A 16,838-nucleotide genomic window follows, 5' to 3' on the forward strand; every position below is an offset into this window, starting at 1 on the left:
CCGAGCGAATGCTGCTCACCGTGGACGAGTGCCACGCAGCCAAATTCACGGCGGCGCAGTGCCGGCAGGCCATCGATCTGCTGTCCGGCGTCACCTTCGCCGAGGTCCGGCAGTGGGCGCAGCGGACGGGCTTCAAGGTCCGGCGCCGGTACGATTTGCCAACGCAAGAGGCGGCCTGATCATGACCGACCGCCCCGCCTCAGACACCCTCGCCGCTGCGCTCCACGGCGAGATGGTTGCAACCCGCCGCTTGCCGGCCTTGCGCCTGCTTGTGAAGCTACTCGCCTTTCAGCGGATCGTTGAGGCCAGTCTCCTCGTCCTCCGAGACGATGCCGGTCGGCCGGTTCTGAGGTTTAGCTGCTTCGCTCGGCGCTTGATCCTCCGGGCAGCCATCCGCGCCCAAACGCTTCTTGCGGACACGCTCGACGCGCGCCGCTTCCTCAGGGGTCAACGTCGCCCCGCCACTCTCATCGCGAGCCAAGGGCACCTCCCACTGTGTTCTGGCCTCCACGGCGTCAGACGAGCGCAGGCCTTTCAGGGCGAAGTACCTGAGTCGGTCGCACGTTCCGACGCGCGCCATCCTCGGGAGGTGTGCCATGGGTGAGCGCTCGCCCTTCCGCACTGGCGACAGCATCTTGCACGAGCCGTCCGGCGAGACCTGGGTTTGCGCCTGGGCTGACCCGGAGACCGGCTACCTGTCCTGGCTCGGCTGGCCGCCGGACGGCGAAGCGCTGATCGCCGACTGCGAGTTGGTGAGGGCTGCGACCGACGAGGAGCACCGGAAGTGGCTGGGCGATCTGAAGCGCTCCACGCGCCGCGATGCCGGCCGCGCGCTGCGCCTCTACGGCGATCCAGATGCCGATCCGAAGGATGCGCGCTGATGGTCGCTTATTCCTTCAAGAAGCGGTTCGGCCCGCCCATCCTCGCCGGCACCAAGGCGCAGACGATCCGGGCCGAGCGCGCGGGCAAGTCCCGCCACGCCCGCCCTGACGAGTTCGTGCAGCTCTACACCGGCTTGCGCACGCGCCAGTGCACCAAACTCGGTGAGGCGCGATGCTTGGCGGCTTGGCCGATCAAGATGGACCTGATTGTCGGCATCGTCTTCGCCAACGATGGCTGGATCCGCCCCGCGCCAGACCTCGATGAGTTCGCACGCCAGGACGGCTTTCAGGACTGGTGGGAGCTCGTCGCCTTCTGGGTGGTCGAGCATCCGGGCGTCGAACTGTTCGAGGGCGTGCTCATCCGCTGGCAGCCGCTGGTTCCGGCGTCCGAGCTCGACATCGCCGGGGTGGCGGCATGACGAGCGACGACGCTTTCATGATGCTGTCCGGCGTCCGCTACTGCCTCGGCCGCCACAGCTATGCGCCGAGCCTATGTTGCGGCTGGCTCAAGGCGAAGTGGTCCGACATCGATCAACGTGACCGTGCGCAGATCGTGCGTGAAGTCGGCGAGCATATCGCGGGCGTCGAGCAAGGCCGCTGGCACAACGTGCAGGCTGGCTGGGAAAGCGATCTGCGCACGTGGCGCGCCTTCCACGCCTGGGCGGTCGATAGCTCGGAAGCCGCCGCATGACGAAGCGCGCTCCCAAGCTCCCGCCCCCGACCCGACAGGACCGCGAAGCTGCGGCGATCGCCGCTGAGGCTCTGGCCGCCGCCCTCGCGGATCCGACCACCATGGGCGAGCGCGCGGTGATGTTCCTCGACCTCGACCGCCCGCGTCGCGGCGAGTGCCACATCACCTGGTCGAACCTGCCCGGCTTCCTCCAGGTCAACGACCGCTATTCCCACGCCTGCCTGCCGGGCTGGGAATACACCAAGGCCGAGATCGCCCTGGAGATGATCCCGGATCTGCGGGCGCTGGCCGAGCATGGCGTGCGGCCGTGCCTGCCGACGGACGGCAAGCCCGCGACCCCGGATCTGTTCGGGGTGATGTTATGAGCCCCTCCAGCAAGCACCACCGGTCCACCCCGACCAAGATGATCTACGCGCTCTGGCTGACCTTCGATCAGGCCGGCAACGTGCGCCTCAACCGCGAGAGCCCGCGTCTGTCTCCGGATGAGCGCGCCATGCGCGTCGAGGTCCGGCTTCCGAAGGCGCTGTGGAACATTCCTGAGCTGTCGGCCGAGATCACCGTCCCGGATCCGGGCCAGCCAGGCGCCATCGCCGCCCGCATCGAGCAGTTCGCCGATCAGCTGAAGACGGCCGTCGGCTGCGACGTGGTGCTGACCGTGAAGCCAACCGAGGAGCCGCGATGATGGGTGAGCCTAAAAACCGGCCGAGCGTCGCCGACCTCTCCTACGAGGCGCAGCAGCGCATCGAGGCGATGAAGAGCCAGCTGCTCATCGCCTTCGTGAACCGCCTCGGCGGCACGCTCACCATCCCGGTCGACGAGGTCGACGGCACTGGCGCCTTCAACCTGCTCATGGGCGCCGATGACGAAGCGCGGACCTTCACGTTCCGCGTCGAGCGGAAGGATCAGCGCTCATGAAGCTTACCCTCGAACCTACCGACCGCATCGAGGACGTCCGCGGCACACCCTGCCGGGTTTGGTCGGGGACTACGGATGCCGGAACGCCGGTCCTGGCCTGGATCCCGGCCGTGCAGCCGCAGACGCACGACCCGGACGAGCTCGCAGCCTTCGAGGCCGAACTCCGCAAGATGCCCTACCGGCGCGAGCTCGTGTCGTTCGACCTGCGGATGGTGGAATGAGATGGCTGAAGCATCTGCCATCGAGTGGACGGACGCGACCTGGAACCCGATCACTGGCTGTTCCGTGGTCTCCCCGGGTTGCACGAACTGCTACGCGATGAAGCTCGCCGGCACGCGGCTGCGCAATCTGGCGTCCCGGAAGGGTCTCACCGTCGAGACGCAGGCTGGCCCGGTCTGGAATGGGCAGGTGCGGCTGAACGATGAATGGCTGCTGCAGCCGCTGCAGTGGCGCCGGCCACGCAAGATCTTCGTCTGTGCCCATGGCGACCTGTTCGCCGAGGCCGTTCCTGACACGTGGGTCGACCGGGTGTTCGCCGTGATGGCTGCCGCGCCACACCATACCTTTCAAGTGCTGACGAAGCGCTCGGCGCGGATGCGGAGTTACCTGTCCGAGCTGCCGCGCCGCATGGCTGAACTCGACTGCGACAGCGGCCTCGACTTCGTGAAGCTGCCACTCCCCAACGTCTGGCTGGGCGTCTCGGCTGAGGATCAGCGCCGGGCCGACGAGCGCGTGCCAGACCTGTTGGAGACGCCAGCCGCGGTGCGGTTTGTGTCGGCTGAGCCGCTGCTTGGGCCGATCGACTTCACGAACCTCGACAATACCGGGAGCTGTCGAGCCGAGCAGCGCCACGGCATATCGGCGCTTTGGAAGACGACCCTTCGGCCGCGGCTCGACTGGATCATCGTAGGCGGTGAGAGCGGCCCAGGCGCCCGGCCGATGCACCCGGACTGGGCGCGCCAGATCCGCGACGCCTGCGTGGCGGCCGGTGTCGCGTTCCATTTCAAGCAGCACGGCGCTTGGCTCGCGCTGAGCCAGGGCGCGATCGACGCTCGCGATCGGAGCTTGCCGCACCAAGGCACGCTCGACGGACGCGATGTCCTCTACCGCGTCGGCAAAAAGGCCGCTGGCCGCCTCCTGGATGGCGTGGAGCACAACGGCTTCCCCGCATCACCCGTCGACCATCCCCTGTAGCGTCTGAGGAGATCCGCCCATGCCGTCGCCGTCCCTCGTCCACGCCGCCCGTCGCGCCCCCGATGCGTGCCGCCACGTCTTCCGCATGGCCCGTGTCATGGCCGACCGGAAGAACGGTCCGGAGGGCGCCTGCACGGTCGTCCACCTGTTCCAGGCCGGGTTCACCGAGGCGCAGGTCGCCGCCTATCGCGACCCGGCCCGGGCGCTCCTGCAGGGCCTGCCGCTGGGGCTGAAGACGGACCCGCCCGGGCGCCGCGAGGCCGAGGCGGCCGTGGAAGCGGTCCGGGAGATCCGGTTCGCGCGCGTGGCCGAACGGTATTTGGCAGGACGCGCCTGGGCGCCACCGGTTGTCCAGGAGAGCGCCGCTCCGGAGGCGATGTCGTGACCGCCGGCCTCAACACATCCCCCGACGTTTCCTCGGCCGAGGGCGTAGCCGCCGACGAGCTCAAGCAGTTCATCGAGCGCCTGGAGCGCATGGACGAGGAGATCGCCGACCTACGGGAAGGCCGGAAGGAGATCGTCTCCGAGGCCAAGGGCCGGGGCTTCGACACGAAGGCGATCGCCACGATCCTCCGGATCCGGAGGCAGGACCACAGCGAGCGCCAGGAGCAGGAGGCGATCCTGGAGCTGTATCAGCAAGCGCTGGGGATGATGTGATGGGTCAGCTTCGCCTCATCCCGCCCGACGGTGCCGACTGGACGATCGACGCGACGCCTACGCCCGACGGCGTCGAGCTCGCGATCGCCTTCACGCTCCAGGGCCAGCCCATCACCGCGCGGTTCGCCATGGATCGCCCGGGTGCACGGACGCTGTCCGACAGCCTGCGCGCGGCCGCCGGCGACGGCACGATGCGCACCTTCCCGCACCCGCAGATCCCGGAGGCCTGAGGCCATGGCGACAACAGACGTGAGCGTGCCGGCCTTCGGCGATGCGGGCTTGAGCACGGACATCCCGACGATCGTCGCGGCGGCCGTGATGGCGCTGCCGTTCGCGAGCTACGACAATCCGGACATCGCGGCCGAGCGGCATGGCAAGATCCAGGAGGTGGTGCTGCAGGCGCTCGCCTCGGCCGGCGTCAGCGCGCGCGGCTTCCCTCTGACCCTCACGCCCGACCTGCTCGACGTGCTGGGCATGCCGAACTTCCGCGCCTGCCCGATGGCGCACGCCTTCCGTGAGGCGGGCCGTGCCGAGATCAAGCGGCGTTCAGAGGACGAGCAGGCTTTCGTCCTCCACTGGCTGACGACGCTCGTGCTTGAGCACGGGGCGGACTGGCGGCGGGTTGCCGGTGAGACGATGCAACCCGTCATCGAGGAGGCGAAGGCGGCGATCGCAGCCCGGGATGCGGAGCGGGCGGCCAAGGATGCCGGGAGGCCGGAGCCGTGACACGCAGTGACCGTCATTCGGGTGAAGGGAAGGGGAGAGCTCTGCCGCTGCCTGCGAGCCGTCTGCTGACGCTGCCAGAGGCCGCAGCCTACTGCCGGTTGTCTCCGCCCGCATTCGAGCGGGCGTGCCCTATTACGCCGCTCTCGCTCTCGCCCGATGCCCGTCTCGATAAGCGGCTGCTGCGCTATGATCGCAAGGCGCTCGATCGGTGGCTCGACGGCCTGTCCGGTCTGACGGACGATACCGCTGATTCCACCGACTGGGGCGCGAAGGTATTCGGGTGACGACACGGCATAAGATCGCGGGCGTGAAGCGGTTCTGGTCCGCGAAGGCTGGTAAGACCTATTACTACCACCGTGCGAGCGGCGCCCGCATCCATTCCGAGCCCGGCACCGCCGCCTTCATCAGCGAAGTGGACCGACTCAACCAGGCCTGGAAGGCGAAGGCCGTCGCCAAGAACACGCTGGGCCACCTCATCTCCGAATACCGGAAGACGCCAGAATACCTGCGACTCAAGCCGATCACGAAAACCGACTACGAGCGCGTGCTGATCATGTTCGAGAAGGCCGGCGGCATGCCGCTCTCTGCGATAACACGCGCGCAGGTCTTCACATGGCGGAACCAGGCTTTCGCCAAGCACAAGCGCCGGTTTGCCAACTACGTGGTGCAGGTGCTCTCCCGAATGCTCGGCGTCGGGGTGAACCTCGGGCTGCTGGAGACGAACCCCGCGCTGCGCGTGGAGAAGATCCGCAAGGCCACAGGCGAGACGCACCGGAACAGGCCGTGGGCGAGCGATGAGCGCGAGGCGGTGCTCGCCGCCGCGCCGATCCAATTGAAGGCACCGCTCGCCTTCATGCGCTACCTCGGCGCCCGGCTGGGCGACGTGCGCACGATGCCGGCTGCGGCCTACCAGGCCGGAATGATTACCTTCCGGACCGGGAAGGGCGACGTCGAGGTGTGCGTGCCTTGCCCTGCGCCACTGGCCGCGATCCTCGAACAGCGGCTGCCGAGCCGAACGCACCTGTTCGTGACGTCCGAGGGAACACCCTGGACCGATGGCGGCTGGAACGCATCCTGGCGCAAGCTGCGCACGAGACTTGAGGAGGCGGGCAAGGTGCGGCCCGGCCTCACAGCGCACGGGCTACGCCACAGCGTTGCGACCGACCTTCGCGAGCTGGGCAAAACGGATCGGGAGATCGCCGACATCCTCGGCCAGCGCACGACCTATGCCACGCCGGTCTATCACCGGACCGCGGACATGAAACGCTCAAATGCGCGGGTGATAGGCGAGCTGCACGGGGACGACCGTTCCGAGGAAAAGTCAAACTCAACGGCAAACTTACCAAGTTGAGTGAGAGTCGGATCGTCTAAGGTATTGAACTTACAGTGGCTGGGGGACCTGGATTCGAACCAGGACTAGAGGAGTCAGAGTCCACCGTTCTACCGTTAAACTATCCCCCAATCGGCCGTAGGCCGCGTCCCGCCGTCGCAAGGACGGTTAAGAACCGGCCGCGCTGCATTCAGCGGCGTCAGGCGTGGGCGGTCAGATAGGCGGAATGGCCTTGCAGGTCAACCGGTCTTCTCCGGTTGACGGGAGATCGGCCCCCGCCGTAACGATCGGGTTGCGGAAGCCGTCTGGAAGGGTGGCCGAGTGGTTTAAGGCAGCGGTCTTGAAAACCGCCGTGGGGGCAACTCCACCGTGGGTTCGAATCCCACCCCTTCCGCCAATCTGCTGCCTGCGCGTTGAGGCCGTCCGCAACCGCACGGCCATCGTCTTCAGCGCGCCACCGCTCGTTCGCGCAGGGCCTTCGCGGCTCGCCGTTTAAAAGTCGTAGAGCCGCTTGGGATTGTCGACGAGGATTCGGTCCCGTGTCGCACGGTCGGGTACCCACTCCGCGAGCAGGTTCAGCAGGCGTCCGTCATCGATGTTCTGCGCCGGCGCCAGATCCGTCGGCTTGCGATCCGGTCGCGGCGTGCTGTCCGGGTGCGGCCAGTCGCTGCCCCAGACGAGCTGATCCGGATTCGCCGCCACGAGGGCGCGGGCCAGCGGCATCACGACGGGATAGTCGGGCCCCCGGTTGGATGCGCGGTAGGCGCCCGACAGTTTCACCCAGGCTTTCCCGCTTCGCACAAGATCGAGCACATCGCCAAAACCCGGTTGATCGGGCCCCAACGCAGCCTGCGCACCGGCGAAGTGATCGAACACGATGGGGACCGGCAGCGCGGCCAATTGCTGCTTCAGCGGTGCGATGACCGAGAGTCGGCTGTAGATCTGCAGGTGCCAGGGTCGTCCCCCGATCTGCTGGACGGCGGTGTCCAGCGCCTTGGCGGAGACCGCGGGATCGAAGACGCCGGCCTGTTCCAGATTGACCCGAATGCCGCGGATCCCCGCCTTGACCAGCGCATCGCGGCTGGCCGCGCCCGTGTCCGGCCCGATCACCGCGACGCCCCGGGCGCGCTGCGGGCCGAGCACGCGCAGGCCATCGAGGGTGGCGGCATTGTCGGTGCCGTAGACACTCGGCGTCACGATGACGACGCGGTCGAGCTTGAGCGCATGCTGGAGCGCGAGCAGGCTCTCGACCGGATCGACCGGAGGCGTGTAGGCGCGCCCGCTCCAGAACGGGAACTTCGCGGGATCGGGAATGACGTGGACGTGGCTGTCGCAGGCACCTGCGGGGACCTCGAACGTCACGGGCGTCTTCACGGTCGGCGCATCCTGAGCCTGCGCGGCCCGAACCGTCGTGCCCGCCAAGGCGAACCCTTTGGCGGCGGCAAGTGCCAGCGTCTGTCGGCGCGACAACATGGGAGTTCCTCCGGATCTGGTACGGCCTTCTCTGGGCTCGCGGTCCCGATCCGACCACTCGGTCGGGAAAACCGCAAGCCGTTGGACCGATCACAAGTCGCGGTGACGCGGTGCTGATACGAGCGGCGTCCTCCGATCGTGTCGCGGGGCACCTTCGCCGAACGAGTTATCCACGCCCTGGAGGACGCGGCGCGGAACGTCGATCCTCCGCTGACATTGCCTTCGCGATCATGGAGGTGACGATGACTGAGAAGAAGGGTCACGGGAGCACGACGGCCAAGAAGGCGAATGCCAAGGCAAGCAAGGAGGGCAAGTCGAACCCACGTAAATCCTCCTCGGCGCAGGCCGAGCTCGGGAAAAAGGGCGGCACAAGCAAGTAGATCGAGTCGGCCTGGCCCGGCGCGGGAGCCGAGCAAAGGGTGTCCGATCAGACCGGGCGGGCTCATCGAGCCGTCCTGGCGCTCGATCCGGTACGGTTTGCGGGTGCATCGCGTTGCGCACGGGCCTCGACGCGATGTATCTGGCGGCCGACCCCGAGCCCGGCGCGAAGTTTCGCCGTGAGACCGGCCAGGACCAGAAGGCCGAGCGCCAGGGCGAAGACCTTCAACGTATGACCTATCGCATCGTGATAATGGTGCCCGGCGTGGACGATGAGCCATCCCACGCCGACGAAAACGGTCGTCGAGATCAGCGGAACGGTCAGGTCGGGCATCGAAACAACAACGGATGCCACCGTCGCTCGGTTCATCCGATGGCCGCCGCTCAGACGGGATCACCGGCCGAGGGCCGGGATCCCTTCCGACGCGGACCGGTCCGAAGCGACAGTTCAGGCGCCCAGGCGGCGGCGTGAGACCTTCGGAGCAGGTGATTGTGGTTCCGCTTTGCGGGTCACGTCACGGAGCGCTGCAACCATGAGTCCGGTCTGCGCTTCGAGGGCACGCGCGTGCCGGTCACGCCGCATGGTCTGCCACGCCATGAAGCCGCCGGCGAGGATCGCCGCAAGGCTCGCCGCCACCGGGGCCCCGACCAGCGCGGCCACCCAACCAACCGATGAGAGCACGCACGCGGCCAGAAGCCCGGTGCCGATCGCGAAGGCTAACAGGACGATCATCGGAGCCTCGCCCAACAACGTTGAGACCGCCTCAACAGCAAGCCTCCATGTGCCTATGCGGTCCGTGTTAATCGAGGGTCAACGTAACATTTTCAGTCCAACAGCGGCTATCTTGCCGTCACCGATCTCGAACGCGATCGTCCTGTTGTACGGTTGTCCCAATCCACTGCCCGATCGATCGACGTGGCGGAGCGCAGTCCGTCAGTTGCGCGTCGACCGACATGCAGTCGGCCCGTCTCACAACGCCGTCCGAAGGAAGCTTACGCTGCGTACTTCGCTCGCGTCCTGATCGCGTCCTGGAAGGCGGCGAAGACTCTGCGCATCTGCGGTCGTTTATAGGGATATAGGTCGACCGGATCCATGTCGTGGATGACCATGCCGGTATCCGCTTCGAAGATCAGCAGGCGACCATCCTGGTCCTCGGCGCAATCGAGGATCAGATAGTCGAGCCCGGTTCGACGGTGGATCTCGGCGAACGCCGTACGGTGCCGGGGCACGAACAGGTCGTGGAAGGTGGCCATCGCCTCGGCCTCCGCGTTGCGCTTGGCGGGATCCTCATTCATGGCGGCATTGAGGTAGTGGATCATCCAATGGTCGCGGATGGCCATGTGGCAGAGGAACGGGGTGCCGTCGACGAGAACGATCCGGAGCTTCCTGAAGAGCCCGTCCGGTCCGCTGTAATCGCAGAATTGCGTGACGTAATACGTCTCCGCATCGAACCGGGCGAGGTAGTCGGGGAGGTCTCCGCGGCGCTCGATCTTCTGGAGCGCGTTGCCGGCATGGGTATCGATCGGCCGGATGAGGATCGGATAGGTCCACCCGTCCGGCAGCCTGTGAGCCGCGGTCGCGATCGCCGCTTTGGTCACCCGCATGACGGATGGGACCACCACACCCTCGGCGCCGGACAGCGCCTCGGCAAGTCCGTGCCGCGATGTCCTCAGGACGTTGCCCGGCTGGTTGACCACGGGGCGGCGCCAGCCCGGAGCGGCGGACGCCAGGGCTTCGAGCACGGGCTCGTTCGCGGTCGAGTAGGCGACCCCGATGATGCAGACGTCGTGGTCCGGTAGATGGTCTGGAATGGTGTCTCCCGGGAGTACGAACAAGTACTCGACCCGGATACTTGAGTCATCGAGCAGGAAGTCGACCGGCGTATTGGCCATCAAATCGCCCGCCGTGACGATCACCAGGACGCGCGTCGTCGCTTCGGGGCTGTTGGATCGAAGCTGGAAATGCCGGTAGCTTCCGAGAACCTCGCTCTGAAGCTGCAAGGCCGGGTCGGACCGATGCATCAGCAACAGGATCGTCGCCAGGTCGAGGGCCGTGCCGGCTTCGAGAGCCCCGTCCCCGGCGCGGGACAGGATGTCGCCGGCCCACATGGCCATGTCGGTGCCTTCGAACGCCGCCCGGATCAGCCGCGCGGGTCCGATCATCGGGCTGGGCACGGCATCACGACTCGAGGGCGACGACATCGGACTACTCCACCCGGCGGCCTGCTGGTCTCGGTCGACCCCACACCCTGGACGCGGTGCCGCTCAACGTCGCCGCGTCTGCGTGGCCGCCCGCCGCAGCGCATCCGCGAGCGCACCGTCCGGCGCCGCCTGACGCGCTTCCGGCGGCCGGGGCTTCTGCGCTTCGGATCGCGCTTCCCCGGAACGCTGCGCCGACACCGCCGGCTCCACCGAGTCGTCGAGCCGCATCGATAGCGCGATCCGCTTGCGCGGGCCATCGACGCTGAGCACCAGAACGCGAATTACCTCGCCGATCCGCACCACCTCGGTGGGCGATGCGATCCGGCGGCGCGCCATCGCCGAGATGTGGACGAGCCCGTCCTGATGGACGCCGATATCCACGAAGGCCCCGAATGCCGCCACGTTGGTGACGATACCCTCGAGCTGCATGCCCGGCCGCAGATCGCCGATCGACTGGACGCCCTCGTCGAAACGCGCGGTCCTGAAGGCGGGGCGTGGGTCGCGGCCCGGCTTTTCCAGTTCGGCGATGATGTCGCGCACGGTCAGCAGACCGAATCGCGCATCCACGAACGTCTCGGGTGTCAGCGTGGCGAGCGTTGCCGCATTGCCCAGAAGGACGTGGATATCGCTCTTGGTGGCCTGAAGGATGCGCCGAACCACGAGGTAGGCTTCCGGGTGCACGCCGGATGCATCGAGCGGGTCGTCACCGTTCCGGATCCGCAGAAAGCCCGCCGACAGCTCGAAGGTCTTCGGTCCGAGGCCCGGCACGGCTTTGAGGGCCGCCCGGGACTGGAACGGGCCGTTCGTGTCCCGGTGCGCGACGATCCGGTCCGCCAAAGCCGATCCGAGTCCCGACACCTGCGCCAGCAGGGCAGGGGAAGCCGTGTTCAGATCGACGCCGACGGCATTCACGGCATCTTCCACCACCGCGGACAGCGAACGCGACAGCTTCGCCTCACTCACGTCGTGCTGATACTGGCCGACGCCGATCGATTTGGGATCGATCTTGACCAGCTCTGCCAGGGGATCCTGCAGGCGCCGGGCGATCGAGGCGGCGCCGCGATGGGACACGTCGAGATCGGGCAGTTCGCGGGATGCGATCTCGGAGGCCGAATAGACCGAAGCGCCGGCCTCCGAGACCATCACCTTGACGAGCTTCAAGTCCGGATTCGCGGCGACCACCTCCGCGGCGAGACGCTCGGTCTCGCGGGATGCGGTGCCGTTGCCGATGGCGATCAGCTCGACGCCGTGAAGACGGCAGAGCTTCCCGAGCGTCGCCACGGCGTCGCGCCAGCGGCGCTGCGGCTCGTGCGGATAGGTGGTCTCGACCGCGACGATCCGGCCGGTCCGGTCCGCCACCGCAACCTTCACACCGTTCCGATAGCCCGGATCGAGCCCCAGCGTCGGACGGCCGCCGGCCGGGGCGGCCAGGATCAGGTCCTTCAGGTTGCCGGCGAAGACCCGGACCGCCTCGTCCTCCGCCCGCTCGAACAGGCGCGTGCGCATGTCCTGCTTGATCCCGGCCCGGATCTTCGTGCGCCAGGCGGCCCGGACGGTGTCGAGCAGCCACGCATCGCCCGGGCGTCCCTGGGCGACGATGCCGAACCGCCGGCAGATCGCCGTCTCGAACGGCCCCGGGATACCGGGTTGAGACTCCTCGCCCTCCGCCGCGAAGGCGATGTCGAGCACCTCCTCACGCTCGCCGCGGAAGATCGCCAGGATCCGGTGCGAGGGCATCCGCTCCAGCCGCTCGCTCCAGGCGAAATAATCCGCGAACTTCGCCCCCTCGCTCGCCTTGCCCTTGCGGACCTGCGAGACGAGCTGGCCGCTGCGCCGGTAATCGGTCCGGAGGCGGCCCACGAGATCCGCATCCTCGGCGAAGCGCTCGATCAGGATCGCCCGCGCACCCTCCAACGCCATGGCCCGGTCGGCAACGCCGCGCTCGGGCGACACGAAGGCGGCCGCCGCGTGCTCGGGGGCGCGACCGGGATCGGTGAGGAGCGCCTGGGCCAGCGGCTCCAGGCCGGCCTCGCGGGCGGTCTGGGCCTTGGTCCGGCGCTTCGGCCGGAACGGCATGTAGAGGTCTTCGAGGCGCGCCTTCGTGTCGGCCGCCTCGAGGGCCGCCGCGAGAGCGGGACTCATCCGGCCCTGGGCGTTGATGCTCTCCATGATGACGCGGCGGCGGTCGTTCAGGTCGCGCAGGTAGGACAGGCGCTCGTTCAGCCTGCGCAACTGAACATCGTCGAGGCCGCCCGTCTGCTCCTTGCGATAGCGCGCGATGAACGGCACGGTCGCCCCGCCGTCCAGCAGGGCCACCGTGGCTGCAACCTGCGCTTCCCCGACTCCGAGTTCCTCGGCGATGAGCGCGTTCACGGCTGTCATGCGATCTCAGGCTGCCAGGTTCACGAAGGGGCGACAGCCGCCTGCCGCGCCAAGCCGTCGGAAACATGGCGTCGGGGCGACCGTCAGGATCGCAGCCGCGTTCCGAGGCACGTTCACGCTATGGCTGTGGACAAGCGGCATAACCTCGCGCCGGAGCGATAACGGTATCCGCGGCGGCAATGGCCAACAGTAGATCAACCGATAGCGGGACGAGCGGCCAATATAGGTATAGCGAATGCTGCTCCGTCTCAGTCTCCCGCCGGTGGCCGACCGTCCGTAAGCCACGCGGATCTTGACGCTGAGCCGGCTGTGTCATTCGGATGTCACGGCTGAATGCAACGCACTCGTTCGTCGCATGCTGCGAAAGGCAGGCGCCCCGTGCAGTTCGAGATCCGCGAGACCAGCCGGTCCCTGTGGTCCTGGGTTCTGCTGAACGAAACGGCCGAACCCGTCATGGAATCACGCCGGAACTTTCCCTCGCGGGCGCAGGCGGCGGCGGCGGCGCTGGCCTTCTCGCATTTGGTCGCCCGGGCTGGCCGCACATTGTCCGGCGGTCCGCGCCGAGTCGGGTTCCTGTAACCGCGTTCGCGGCCTCAGGCGCGGTGACGGATCAGGCTGATCACGCTCAGGCAGGCGATCGCGCAGCCGACACCCATGGCGCCCAGGCAACTGATGGTGCGGCCGGGTTCACCGCGGGCCAGGACGATCGCGGCCGCCAGGGGGAGAAGCAGGACTGCGAGCAGCAGAGTCATGGCGCGTTCCGGTCGAGGGCATGAATGGGCCGGCGCGAACTTAGCCGTCGATCGGTTAATCGCCGCTGATGGACGGATCGGCCGCCGGCGCGGGGCCCCATCGGGTCGCGTCGATGCGCGCCGTACCCCAGCCTGTCCCGACCGTGATCGAGAGTGGAAGCATCACCCGCCCGCCCGGCACCGGCGCGAGGCGCACGTGCAGGTCGTCGTTCTCGGCCATGCGGCGGACCGACGAGCCCTTGGCGCGATGACCGGCCACCGGCACCCACCGGATCCGGCAATCGAGGGCCGGCCCCCGGTAGGGCCCCGTGGCCACGGCCACGACCGCTCCGCGCGACAGAACGAGGTCGGCGCGGGTCGCCCCGTCGAACACCGGGATGCGCCGGTCGCACAGGGACGGTGTCAGAGGCGCGGGACCGATCGGTATGATCAGCATGCCGATGGGATCCGTCACGCCGACCCGGTCCGCCGCCGTCACCGGGACGCGATCGGGTTTCGGTGCTGGCTCCGGCTCTACCTCGGCCTTGCGGACCGTGCCGGACTCGAAGGTGACGCGGACGAGCACCGGCATGGTTCCGTACCGGCTATCGATGCGGAACACATCCGGGACCGTGCGGGCCGCCGAGAGGCGCCCTTGAGATCCGGCGCTGCCGGACCCTTGGAAGAACCAGCCCGCCAGACCGGTCAGGCCCCCTTCGAGCTTGAGCGCGTAGCGCTCTGCCGTCAGGTTGGCCGTGAGTTCGGCTTGGCCGACCGGGAGGCTCAGGAAGCTCATGGCGTAATGGGCCGCGAAGACGGGCGCCGCCTCCGGAGACGACGCGCAGGGCGCGGGAGAAATCGCCCCGATGCACAGGATCAGGGCCGCAGCGCTGGAGATGCCCTTCGAACGTCCGAACGGAGATTTTGCTCGGCAGGCTTTCCGGAAACCGGCCCAACGGGGCGTGAAGCGGCGACGGCGCTGATGCCGGGTCACAGCCGCCCATCCTGGTGAAGCGCGATTCGTCGGGACGACCATGCCCATCCCGTCATCTCCCGCAGTCTCGATGACGGGACTGGCCATCCTATCAGGTCAAGTGAGACGAACCAGCCGCTCGATGAGAGCCCGATCGTGCAGCAGCGCCAGACGCTCCCGCGGCGTGAGCCAGGCCTGCGCTTCGGCGACCGTCACGGCCTCATCGATCTTGGCGGCGGCGAGCGTCCGGTCGGGGTCGATCGCGCCGCGGGGCCGCTCGCGCCCGGGCGGCAGCATTTGCGCATGGGCCTCAGCGAGGCGCGGATCGGCGTGGAGCGCCGTGAGCGCATCGGCGTCGTCGAAGGCCGTCACGGCGTTGCGTTCGGCCAGGGCGCCGGCGCGCACCGCGATCGCGGGGGGCGTGGCCTCCTCCGGCGTCGCGAGCAGGCGCCGGCGTTTGAGCGCCAGCCCGAGCCCGAGCTGGCCGCTCGCCCAGGAGATCGGGATGGCCAGCACCAGGCCAAGGATGGTGGGGCTCATCCAGAGGAACAGCGAGGTCGCGATGGCGAAGGCCGCGATGCCCGCGACCACGCCCAGAAGCGTGTGCCAGCGATGCCGGGATACGATGTCGCGCAGGGGAATCGAGCCGTCGTCGCGCCGCTGCGGGTTCCAACCCGTGTCGCGGCCGAGCAGGATGCCCATGACGGAGCCGGATTGGATCACCATCGCCACCGGCGCCACGAGGGCCGAAAGCAGGATCTCGACGAGGCTCGAGAGGACGAGCCGGCCGCCGCCGCCACAGGCGTGCCGCACCGATCGGTCGAGGAGCGCGAGGATCAGGCCGAGGAATTTCGGTGCCAGCAGCACCGCCATGGTCAGCCCGAACAGTTGCAGCGCGCGCACCGGGTCGAACCGCGGGAAGACCGGCGAGAAGCCGGCGCCGCCGAAATAGTCCGGCCGCTCCGTGGCGGTCTGGAGCACCAGCAGGATACCGACCACCAGCTGCATCAGCCAGAGCGGCGAGGCGAGGTAGCCGGCGATCCCGGTGGCGAAGTGCTGCCGGGTCGCGGGGTGCAGTCCGGCGGCGGCGATCACCCGCGCGTGCTGGAGGTTGCCCTGTGCCCAGCGCCGATCGCGGACCGCCACGTCGATCAGGGAGGGGGGGCTCTCCTCGTAGGAGCCCTCCAGGCGGTGCAGCATGTAGACCGCCCAGCCGGCCCGGCGGATCAGCGCGGCCTCCACGAAATCGTGGGACAGGATGTGTCCTCCGAAGGGCGGCTTGCCCGGCAGATCCGGCAGGCCGCAGGATTCCGCGAAGGCCCGGGTGCGGATGATCGCGTTGTGGCCCCAGTAATTGCCGTCCCGTCCCGACCACGCGGCGAGCCCGGCGGCGATCACCGGGCCGTAGATCCGCGCGGCGAATTGCTGGAGCCGGGCGAACAGCGTGTTGCGGTTGATGATCAGCGGCAGCGTCTGGATGATGCCGGCATCCGGATCCGCCTCCATCGCGGCGGCGAGCGCCACGATGGCCTGACCGCTCATCAGGCTATCGGCATCGAGCACCAGCATATGGTCGTATCGACCGCCCCAGTGGGTGACGAAATCGCCGATATTGCCCGCCTTGCGGTGGTGGTTCTTCGGCCGGTGGCGATAGTAGAGGCGCGCCTCCGGACCGAGGCGGTGACGCAGGTCGAGGAAGGCGCGCTCTTCCGCGATCCAGGCATCGGCCCGCGTCGAGTCGGACAGGACGAACCAGTCGAAATGCCGTCCGAGGCAGGTCGTCTCCACGGCCTCCCGCATGGCCTCGATGCCCGCGAAGGTGCGGGCCGTAGCCTCGTTGTAGACCGGCATCAGGATCGCAGTGCGGGTCGTCAGCGCGGTGGGGATCGCCGGGGGACGCTGCTCGCGGCGCAGCAGCATCGCGAAGCCGAGCAGCGCGCTGGTGAAGGCCAGCGTGATCCACGAGAAGGTGAGGCAGAACAGAACGACGAGGGCGAGCTGGAGCGCGGTCGGGCTGCCGGAGACCGACACGGTCTCGACCATCTGCCAGCCGCCATAGGCCGTGAGCGCCAACGCCCCGCCGAACACCCACGCCCGCGCGAGCCAGGGGCTGCGCCTTGCACGCGGGGACCTGTGGCCCGTCGCTGGGACCCAGCGCGACAGGTCCTGAACCGGCATCGCCAGCAGCGCCTCCGGCGGCTGCGCGGGGGCGATGTCCGGCGAGGCACTGGGGCCGGGCTCGACCGCAGGCTCGGGCAGGGTGATCGTGTCGTCCATTCGCACGGCGGAGGCTGATCCTCTCTCG

General features: G+C 68.2%; 24 protein-coding genes and 2 tRNA genes. 16 read left to right on the forward strand and 10 right to left on the reverse strand.

Annotated elements, in window-relative coordinates:
• Positions 1–277: 277 nt before the first annotated feature.
• Positions 278–598, reverse strand: coding sequence for a hypothetical protein (locus MKK75_RS12590; protein WP_244042903.1), 321 nt, complete (start codon positions 596–598; stop codon positions 278–280).
• On the opposite strand from MKK75_RS12590, the gene MKK75_RS12595 reads away from it, so the two are divergent.
• Genes MKK75_RS12595 through MKK75_RS36085 form a run of 14 tightly spaced genes read left to right on the forward strand, consistent with a single transcriptional unit; the run spans position 597 to position 6,415 of the window.
• Positions 597–881, forward strand: coding sequence for a hypothetical protein (locus MKK75_RS12595; protein ID WP_244042904.1), 285 nt, complete (start codon positions 597–599; stop codon positions 879–881). The genes MKK75_RS12590 and MKK75_RS12595 overlap by 2 nt on opposite strands.
• The gene (locus MKK75_RS12600) at positions 881–1,300 is read left to right on the forward strand and encodes a hypothetical protein (protein ID WP_244042905.1); all 420 of its coding nucleotides are present in this window, start codon (positions 881–883) and stop codon (positions 1,298–1,300) included. The genes MKK75_RS12595 and MKK75_RS12600 overlap by 1 nt, the downstream gene beginning before the upstream one ends.
• A complete protein-coding gene (locus MKK75_RS12605) occupies positions 1,297–1,572 on the forward strand; it encodes a hypothetical protein (protein ID WP_244042906.1) in 276 nt (91 codons plus the stop codon). The genes MKK75_RS12600 and MKK75_RS12605 overlap by 4 nt, the downstream gene beginning before the upstream one ends.
• On the forward strand, positions 1,569–1,937 hold the full coding sequence (locus MKK75_RS12610) for a hypothetical protein (RefSeq protein ID WP_244042907.1): 369 nt from the start codon (positions 1,569–1,571) through the stop codon (positions 1,935–1,937). Before MKK75_RS12605 ends, MKK75_RS12610 begins: the two co-directional genes overlap by 4 nt.
• Positions 1,934–2,254 carry a hypothetical protein gene (locus MKK75_RS12615; protein ID WP_244042908.1) on the forward strand — a complete coding sequence of 107 codons (321 nt, stop codon included), beginning with the start codon at positions 1,934–1,936 and terminating at the stop codon, positions 2,252–2,254. The genes MKK75_RS12610 and MKK75_RS12615 overlap by 4 nt, the downstream gene beginning before the upstream one ends.
• On the forward strand, positions 2,251–2,487 hold the full coding sequence (locus tag MKK75_RS12620) for a hypothetical protein (protein ID WP_244042909.1): 237 nt from the start codon (positions 2,251–2,253) through the stop codon (positions 2,485–2,487). Before MKK75_RS12615 ends, MKK75_RS12620 begins: the two co-directional genes overlap by 4 nt.
• Positions 2,484–2,708, forward strand: coding sequence for a hypothetical protein (locus tag MKK75_RS12625; RefSeq protein WP_244042910.1), 225 nt, complete (start codon positions 2,484–2,486; stop codon positions 2,706–2,708). Before MKK75_RS12620 ends, MKK75_RS12625 begins: the two co-directional genes overlap by 4 nt.
• A gap of 1 nt (position 2,709) precedes the next feature.
• Positions 2,710–3,681 (forward strand): phage Gp37/Gp68 family protein, encoded by a 972-nt coding sequence (locus tag MKK75_RS12630; RefSeq protein ID WP_244042911.1) that lies wholly within the window; start codon positions 2,710–2,712, stop codon positions 3,679–3,681.
• 19 nt (positions 3,682–3,700) lie between these two features.
• Entirely contained in the window at positions 3,701–4,066 is a 366-nt protein-coding gene (locus tag MKK75_RS12635; RefSeq protein WP_244042912.1) for a hypothetical protein, read from the forward strand.
• Entirely contained in the window at positions 4,063–4,338 is a 276-nt protein-coding gene (locus MKK75_RS12640) for a DUF2312 domain-containing protein (protein ID WP_244042913.1), read from the forward strand. The genes MKK75_RS12635 and MKK75_RS12640 overlap by 4 nt, the downstream gene beginning before the upstream one ends.
• Entirely contained in the window at positions 4,338–4,568 is a 231-nt protein-coding gene (locus tag MKK75_RS12645) for a hypothetical protein (protein ID WP_244042914.1), read from the forward strand. Before MKK75_RS12640 ends, MKK75_RS12645 begins: the two co-directional genes overlap by 1 nt.
• 4 nt (positions 4,569–4,572) lie before the next feature.
• Positions 4,573–5,064, forward strand: a complete 492-nt coding sequence (locus tag MKK75_RS12650) for a hypothetical protein (RefSeq protein ID WP_244042915.1) — start codon at positions 4,573–4,575, stop codon at positions 5,062–5,064.
• Positions 5,061–5,348, forward strand: coding sequence for a hypothetical protein (locus tag MKK75_RS12655; protein WP_244042916.1), 288 nt, complete (start codon positions 5,061–5,063; stop codon positions 5,346–5,348). The genes MKK75_RS12650 and MKK75_RS12655 overlap by 4 nt, the downstream gene beginning before the upstream one ends.
• Before the next feature lie 23 nt (positions 5,349–5,371).
• Positions 5,372–6,415, forward strand: coding sequence for a tyrosine-type recombinase/integrase (locus MKK75_RS36085; protein ID WP_244042917.1), 1,044 nt, complete (start codon positions 5,372–5,374; stop codon positions 6,413–6,415).
• 36 nt (positions 6,416–6,451) lie between these two features.
• Here MKK75_RS36085 and MKK75_RS12665 read toward each other — a convergent pair.
• Positions 6,452–6,525: transfer RNA gene (locus MKK75_RS12665), tRNA-Gln, on the reverse strand.
• A 176-nt stretch (positions 6,526–6,701) separates the two neighbouring features.
• Here MKK75_RS12665 and MKK75_RS12670 point away from each other — a divergent pair.
• Positions 6,702–6,791, forward strand: a tRNA-Ser gene (locus MKK75_RS12670).
• 95 nt (positions 6,792–6,886) lie between these two features.
• On the opposite strand, the gene MKK75_RS12675 is transcribed toward MKK75_RS12670, so the two are convergent.
• Positions 6,887–7,867, reverse strand: a complete 981-nt coding sequence (locus tag MKK75_RS12675; protein WP_244042918.1) for an amidohydrolase family protein — start codon at positions 7,865–7,867, stop codon at positions 6,887–6,889.
• A 242-nt stretch (positions 7,868–8,109) separates the two neighbouring features.
• Here MKK75_RS12675 and MKK75_RS12680 point away from each other — a divergent pair, with 242 nt between their 5' ends.
• The gene (locus MKK75_RS12680; protein ID WP_244042919.1) at positions 8,110–8,247 is read left to right on the forward strand and encodes a hypothetical protein; all 138 of its coding nucleotides are present in this window, start codon (positions 8,110–8,112) and stop codon (positions 8,245–8,247) included.
• Between the two features lie 62 nt (positions 8,248–8,309).
• Here the strand turns inward: MKK75_RS12680 and MKK75_RS12685 are convergent, their stop codons facing one another.
• From MKK75_RS12685 to mdoH, 7 genes are all read right to left on the reverse strand, one after another.
• Entirely contained in the window at positions 8,310–8,615 is a 306-nt protein-coding gene (locus tag MKK75_RS12685; protein ID WP_244042920.1) for a hypothetical protein, read from the reverse strand.
• Between the two features lie 78 nt (positions 8,616–8,693).
• A complete protein-coding gene (locus MKK75_RS12690; protein ID WP_244042921.1) occupies positions 8,694–8,978 on the reverse strand; it encodes a hypothetical protein in 285 nt (94 codons plus the stop codon).
• Between the two features lie 260 nt (positions 8,979–9,238).
• Positions 9,239–10,447 carry a RimK family alpha-L-glutamate ligase gene (locus tag MKK75_RS12695; RefSeq protein ID WP_244042922.1) on the reverse strand — a complete coding sequence of 403 codons (1,209 nt, stop codon included), beginning with the start codon at positions 10,445–10,447 and terminating at the stop codon, positions 9,239–9,241.
• A 63-nt stretch (positions 10,448–10,510) separates the two neighbouring features.
• Positions 10,511–12,829 (reverse strand): Tex family protein, encoded by a 2,319-nt coding sequence (locus MKK75_RS12700; protein WP_244042923.1) that lies wholly within the window; start codon positions 12,827–12,829, stop codon positions 10,511–10,513.
• A 593-nt stretch (positions 12,830–13,422) separates the two neighbouring features.
• Positions 13,423–13,581: a hypothetical protein gene (locus MKK75_RS12710; protein ID WP_244042925.1), complete on the reverse strand. Its 159-nt coding sequence runs from the start codon at positions 13,579–13,581 to the stop codon at positions 13,423–13,425.
• Between the two features lie 55 nt (positions 13,582–13,636).
• Entirely contained in the window at positions 13,637–14,458 is an 822-nt protein-coding gene (locus MKK75_RS12715) for a DUF3108 domain-containing protein (protein WP_409567559.1), read from the reverse strand.
• Positions 14,459–14,650: 192 nt separating this feature from the next.
• Positions 14,651–16,810: a glucans biosynthesis glucosyltransferase MdoH gene (gene mdoH / locus MKK75_RS12720; RefSeq protein ID WP_244042948.1), complete on the reverse strand. Its 2,160-nt coding sequence runs from the start codon at positions 16,808–16,810 to the stop codon at positions 14,651–14,653.
• Positions 16,811–16,838: the final 28 nt, after the last annotated feature.

It is taken from the genome of Methylobacterium sp. J-030 (assembly GCF_022829545.1).
Taxonomy (GTDB): Bacteria; Pseudomonadota; Alphaproteobacteria; order Rhizobiales; family Beijerinckiaceae; genus Methylobacterium.

Bases quoted from the DNA above. Each gene is read 5' to 3' on its own strand.
- MKK75_RS12680 (WP_244042919.1), top strand. From the start codon at position 8,110: ATGACTGAGAAGAAGGGTCACGGGAGCACGACGGCCAAGAAGGCGAAT.
- MKK75_RS12625 (WP_244042910.1), top strand. From the start codon at position 2,484: ATGAAGCTTACCCTCGAACCTACCGACCGCATCGAGGACGTCCGCGGC.
- MKK75_RS12700 (WP_244042923.1), bottom strand. From the start codon at position 12,829: ATGACAGCCGTGAACGCGCTCATCGCCGAGGAACTCGGAGTCGGGGAA.
- MKK75_RS12635 (WP_244042912.1), top strand. From the start codon at position 3,701: ATGCCGTCGCCGTCCCTCGTCCACGCCGCCCGTCGCGCCCCCGATGCG.
- MKK75_RS12595 (WP_244042904.1), top strand. From the start codon at position 597: ATGGGTGAGCGCTCGCCCTTCCGCACTGGCGACAGCATCTTGCACGAG.
- MKK75_RS12610 (WP_244042907.1), top strand. From the start codon at position 1,569: ATGACGAAGCGCGCTCCCAAGCTCCCGCCCCCGACCCGACAGGACCGC.
- MKK75_RS12710 (WP_244042925.1), bottom strand. From the start codon at position 13,581: ATGACTCTGCTGCTCGCAGTCCTGCTTCTCCCCCTGGCGGCCGCGATC.
- MKK75_RS12675 (WP_244042918.1), bottom strand. From the start codon at position 7,867: ATGTTGTCGCGCCGACAGACGCTGGCACTTGCCGCCGCCAAAGGGTTC.
- MKK75_RS12690 (WP_244042921.1), bottom strand. From the start codon at position 8,978: ATGATCGTCCTGTTAGCCTTCGCGATCGGCACCGGGCTTCTGGCCGCG.
- MKK75_RS12630 (WP_244042911.1), top strand. From the start codon at position 2,710: ATGGCTGAAGCATCTGCCATCGAGTGGACGGACGCGACCTGGAACCCG.
- MKK75_RS12600 (WP_244042905.1), top strand. From the start codon at position 881: ATGGTCGCTTATTCCTTCAAGAAGCGGTTCGGCCCGCCCATCCTCGCC.
- mdoH (WP_244042948.1), bottom strand. From the start codon at position 16,810: ATGGACGACACGATCACCCTGCCCGAGCCTGCGGTCGAGCCCGGCCCC.
- MKK75_RS12605 (WP_244042906.1), top strand. From the start codon at position 1,297: ATGACGAGCGACGACGCTTTCATGATGCTGTCCGGCGTCCGCTACTGC.
- MKK75_RS12590 (WP_244042903.1), bottom strand. From the start codon at position 598: ATGGCACACCTCCCGAGGATGGCGCGCGTCGGAACGTGCGACCGACTC.
- MKK75_RS12645 (WP_244042914.1), top strand. From the start codon at position 4,338: ATGGGTCAGCTTCGCCTCATCCCGCCCGACGGTGCCGACTGGACGATC.
- MKK75_RS12695 (WP_244042922.1), bottom strand. From the start codon at position 10,447: ATGTCGTCGCCCTCGAGTCGTGATGCCGTGCCCAGCCCGATGATCGGA.
- MKK75_RS12620 (WP_244042909.1), top strand. From the start codon at position 2,251: ATGATGGGTGAGCCTAAAAACCGGCCGAGCGTCGCCGACCTCTCCTAC.
- MKK75_RS12615 (WP_244042908.1), top strand. From the start codon at position 1,934: ATGAGCCCCTCCAGCAAGCACCACCGGTCCACCCCGACCAAGATGATC.
- MKK75_RS12650 (WP_244042915.1), top strand. From the start codon at position 4,573: ATGGCGACAACAGACGTGAGCGTGCCGGCCTTCGGCGATGCGGGCTTG.
- MKK75_RS12685 (WP_244042920.1), bottom strand. From the start codon at position 8,615: ATGAACCGAGCGACGGTGGCATCCGTTGTTGTTTCGATGCCCGACCTG.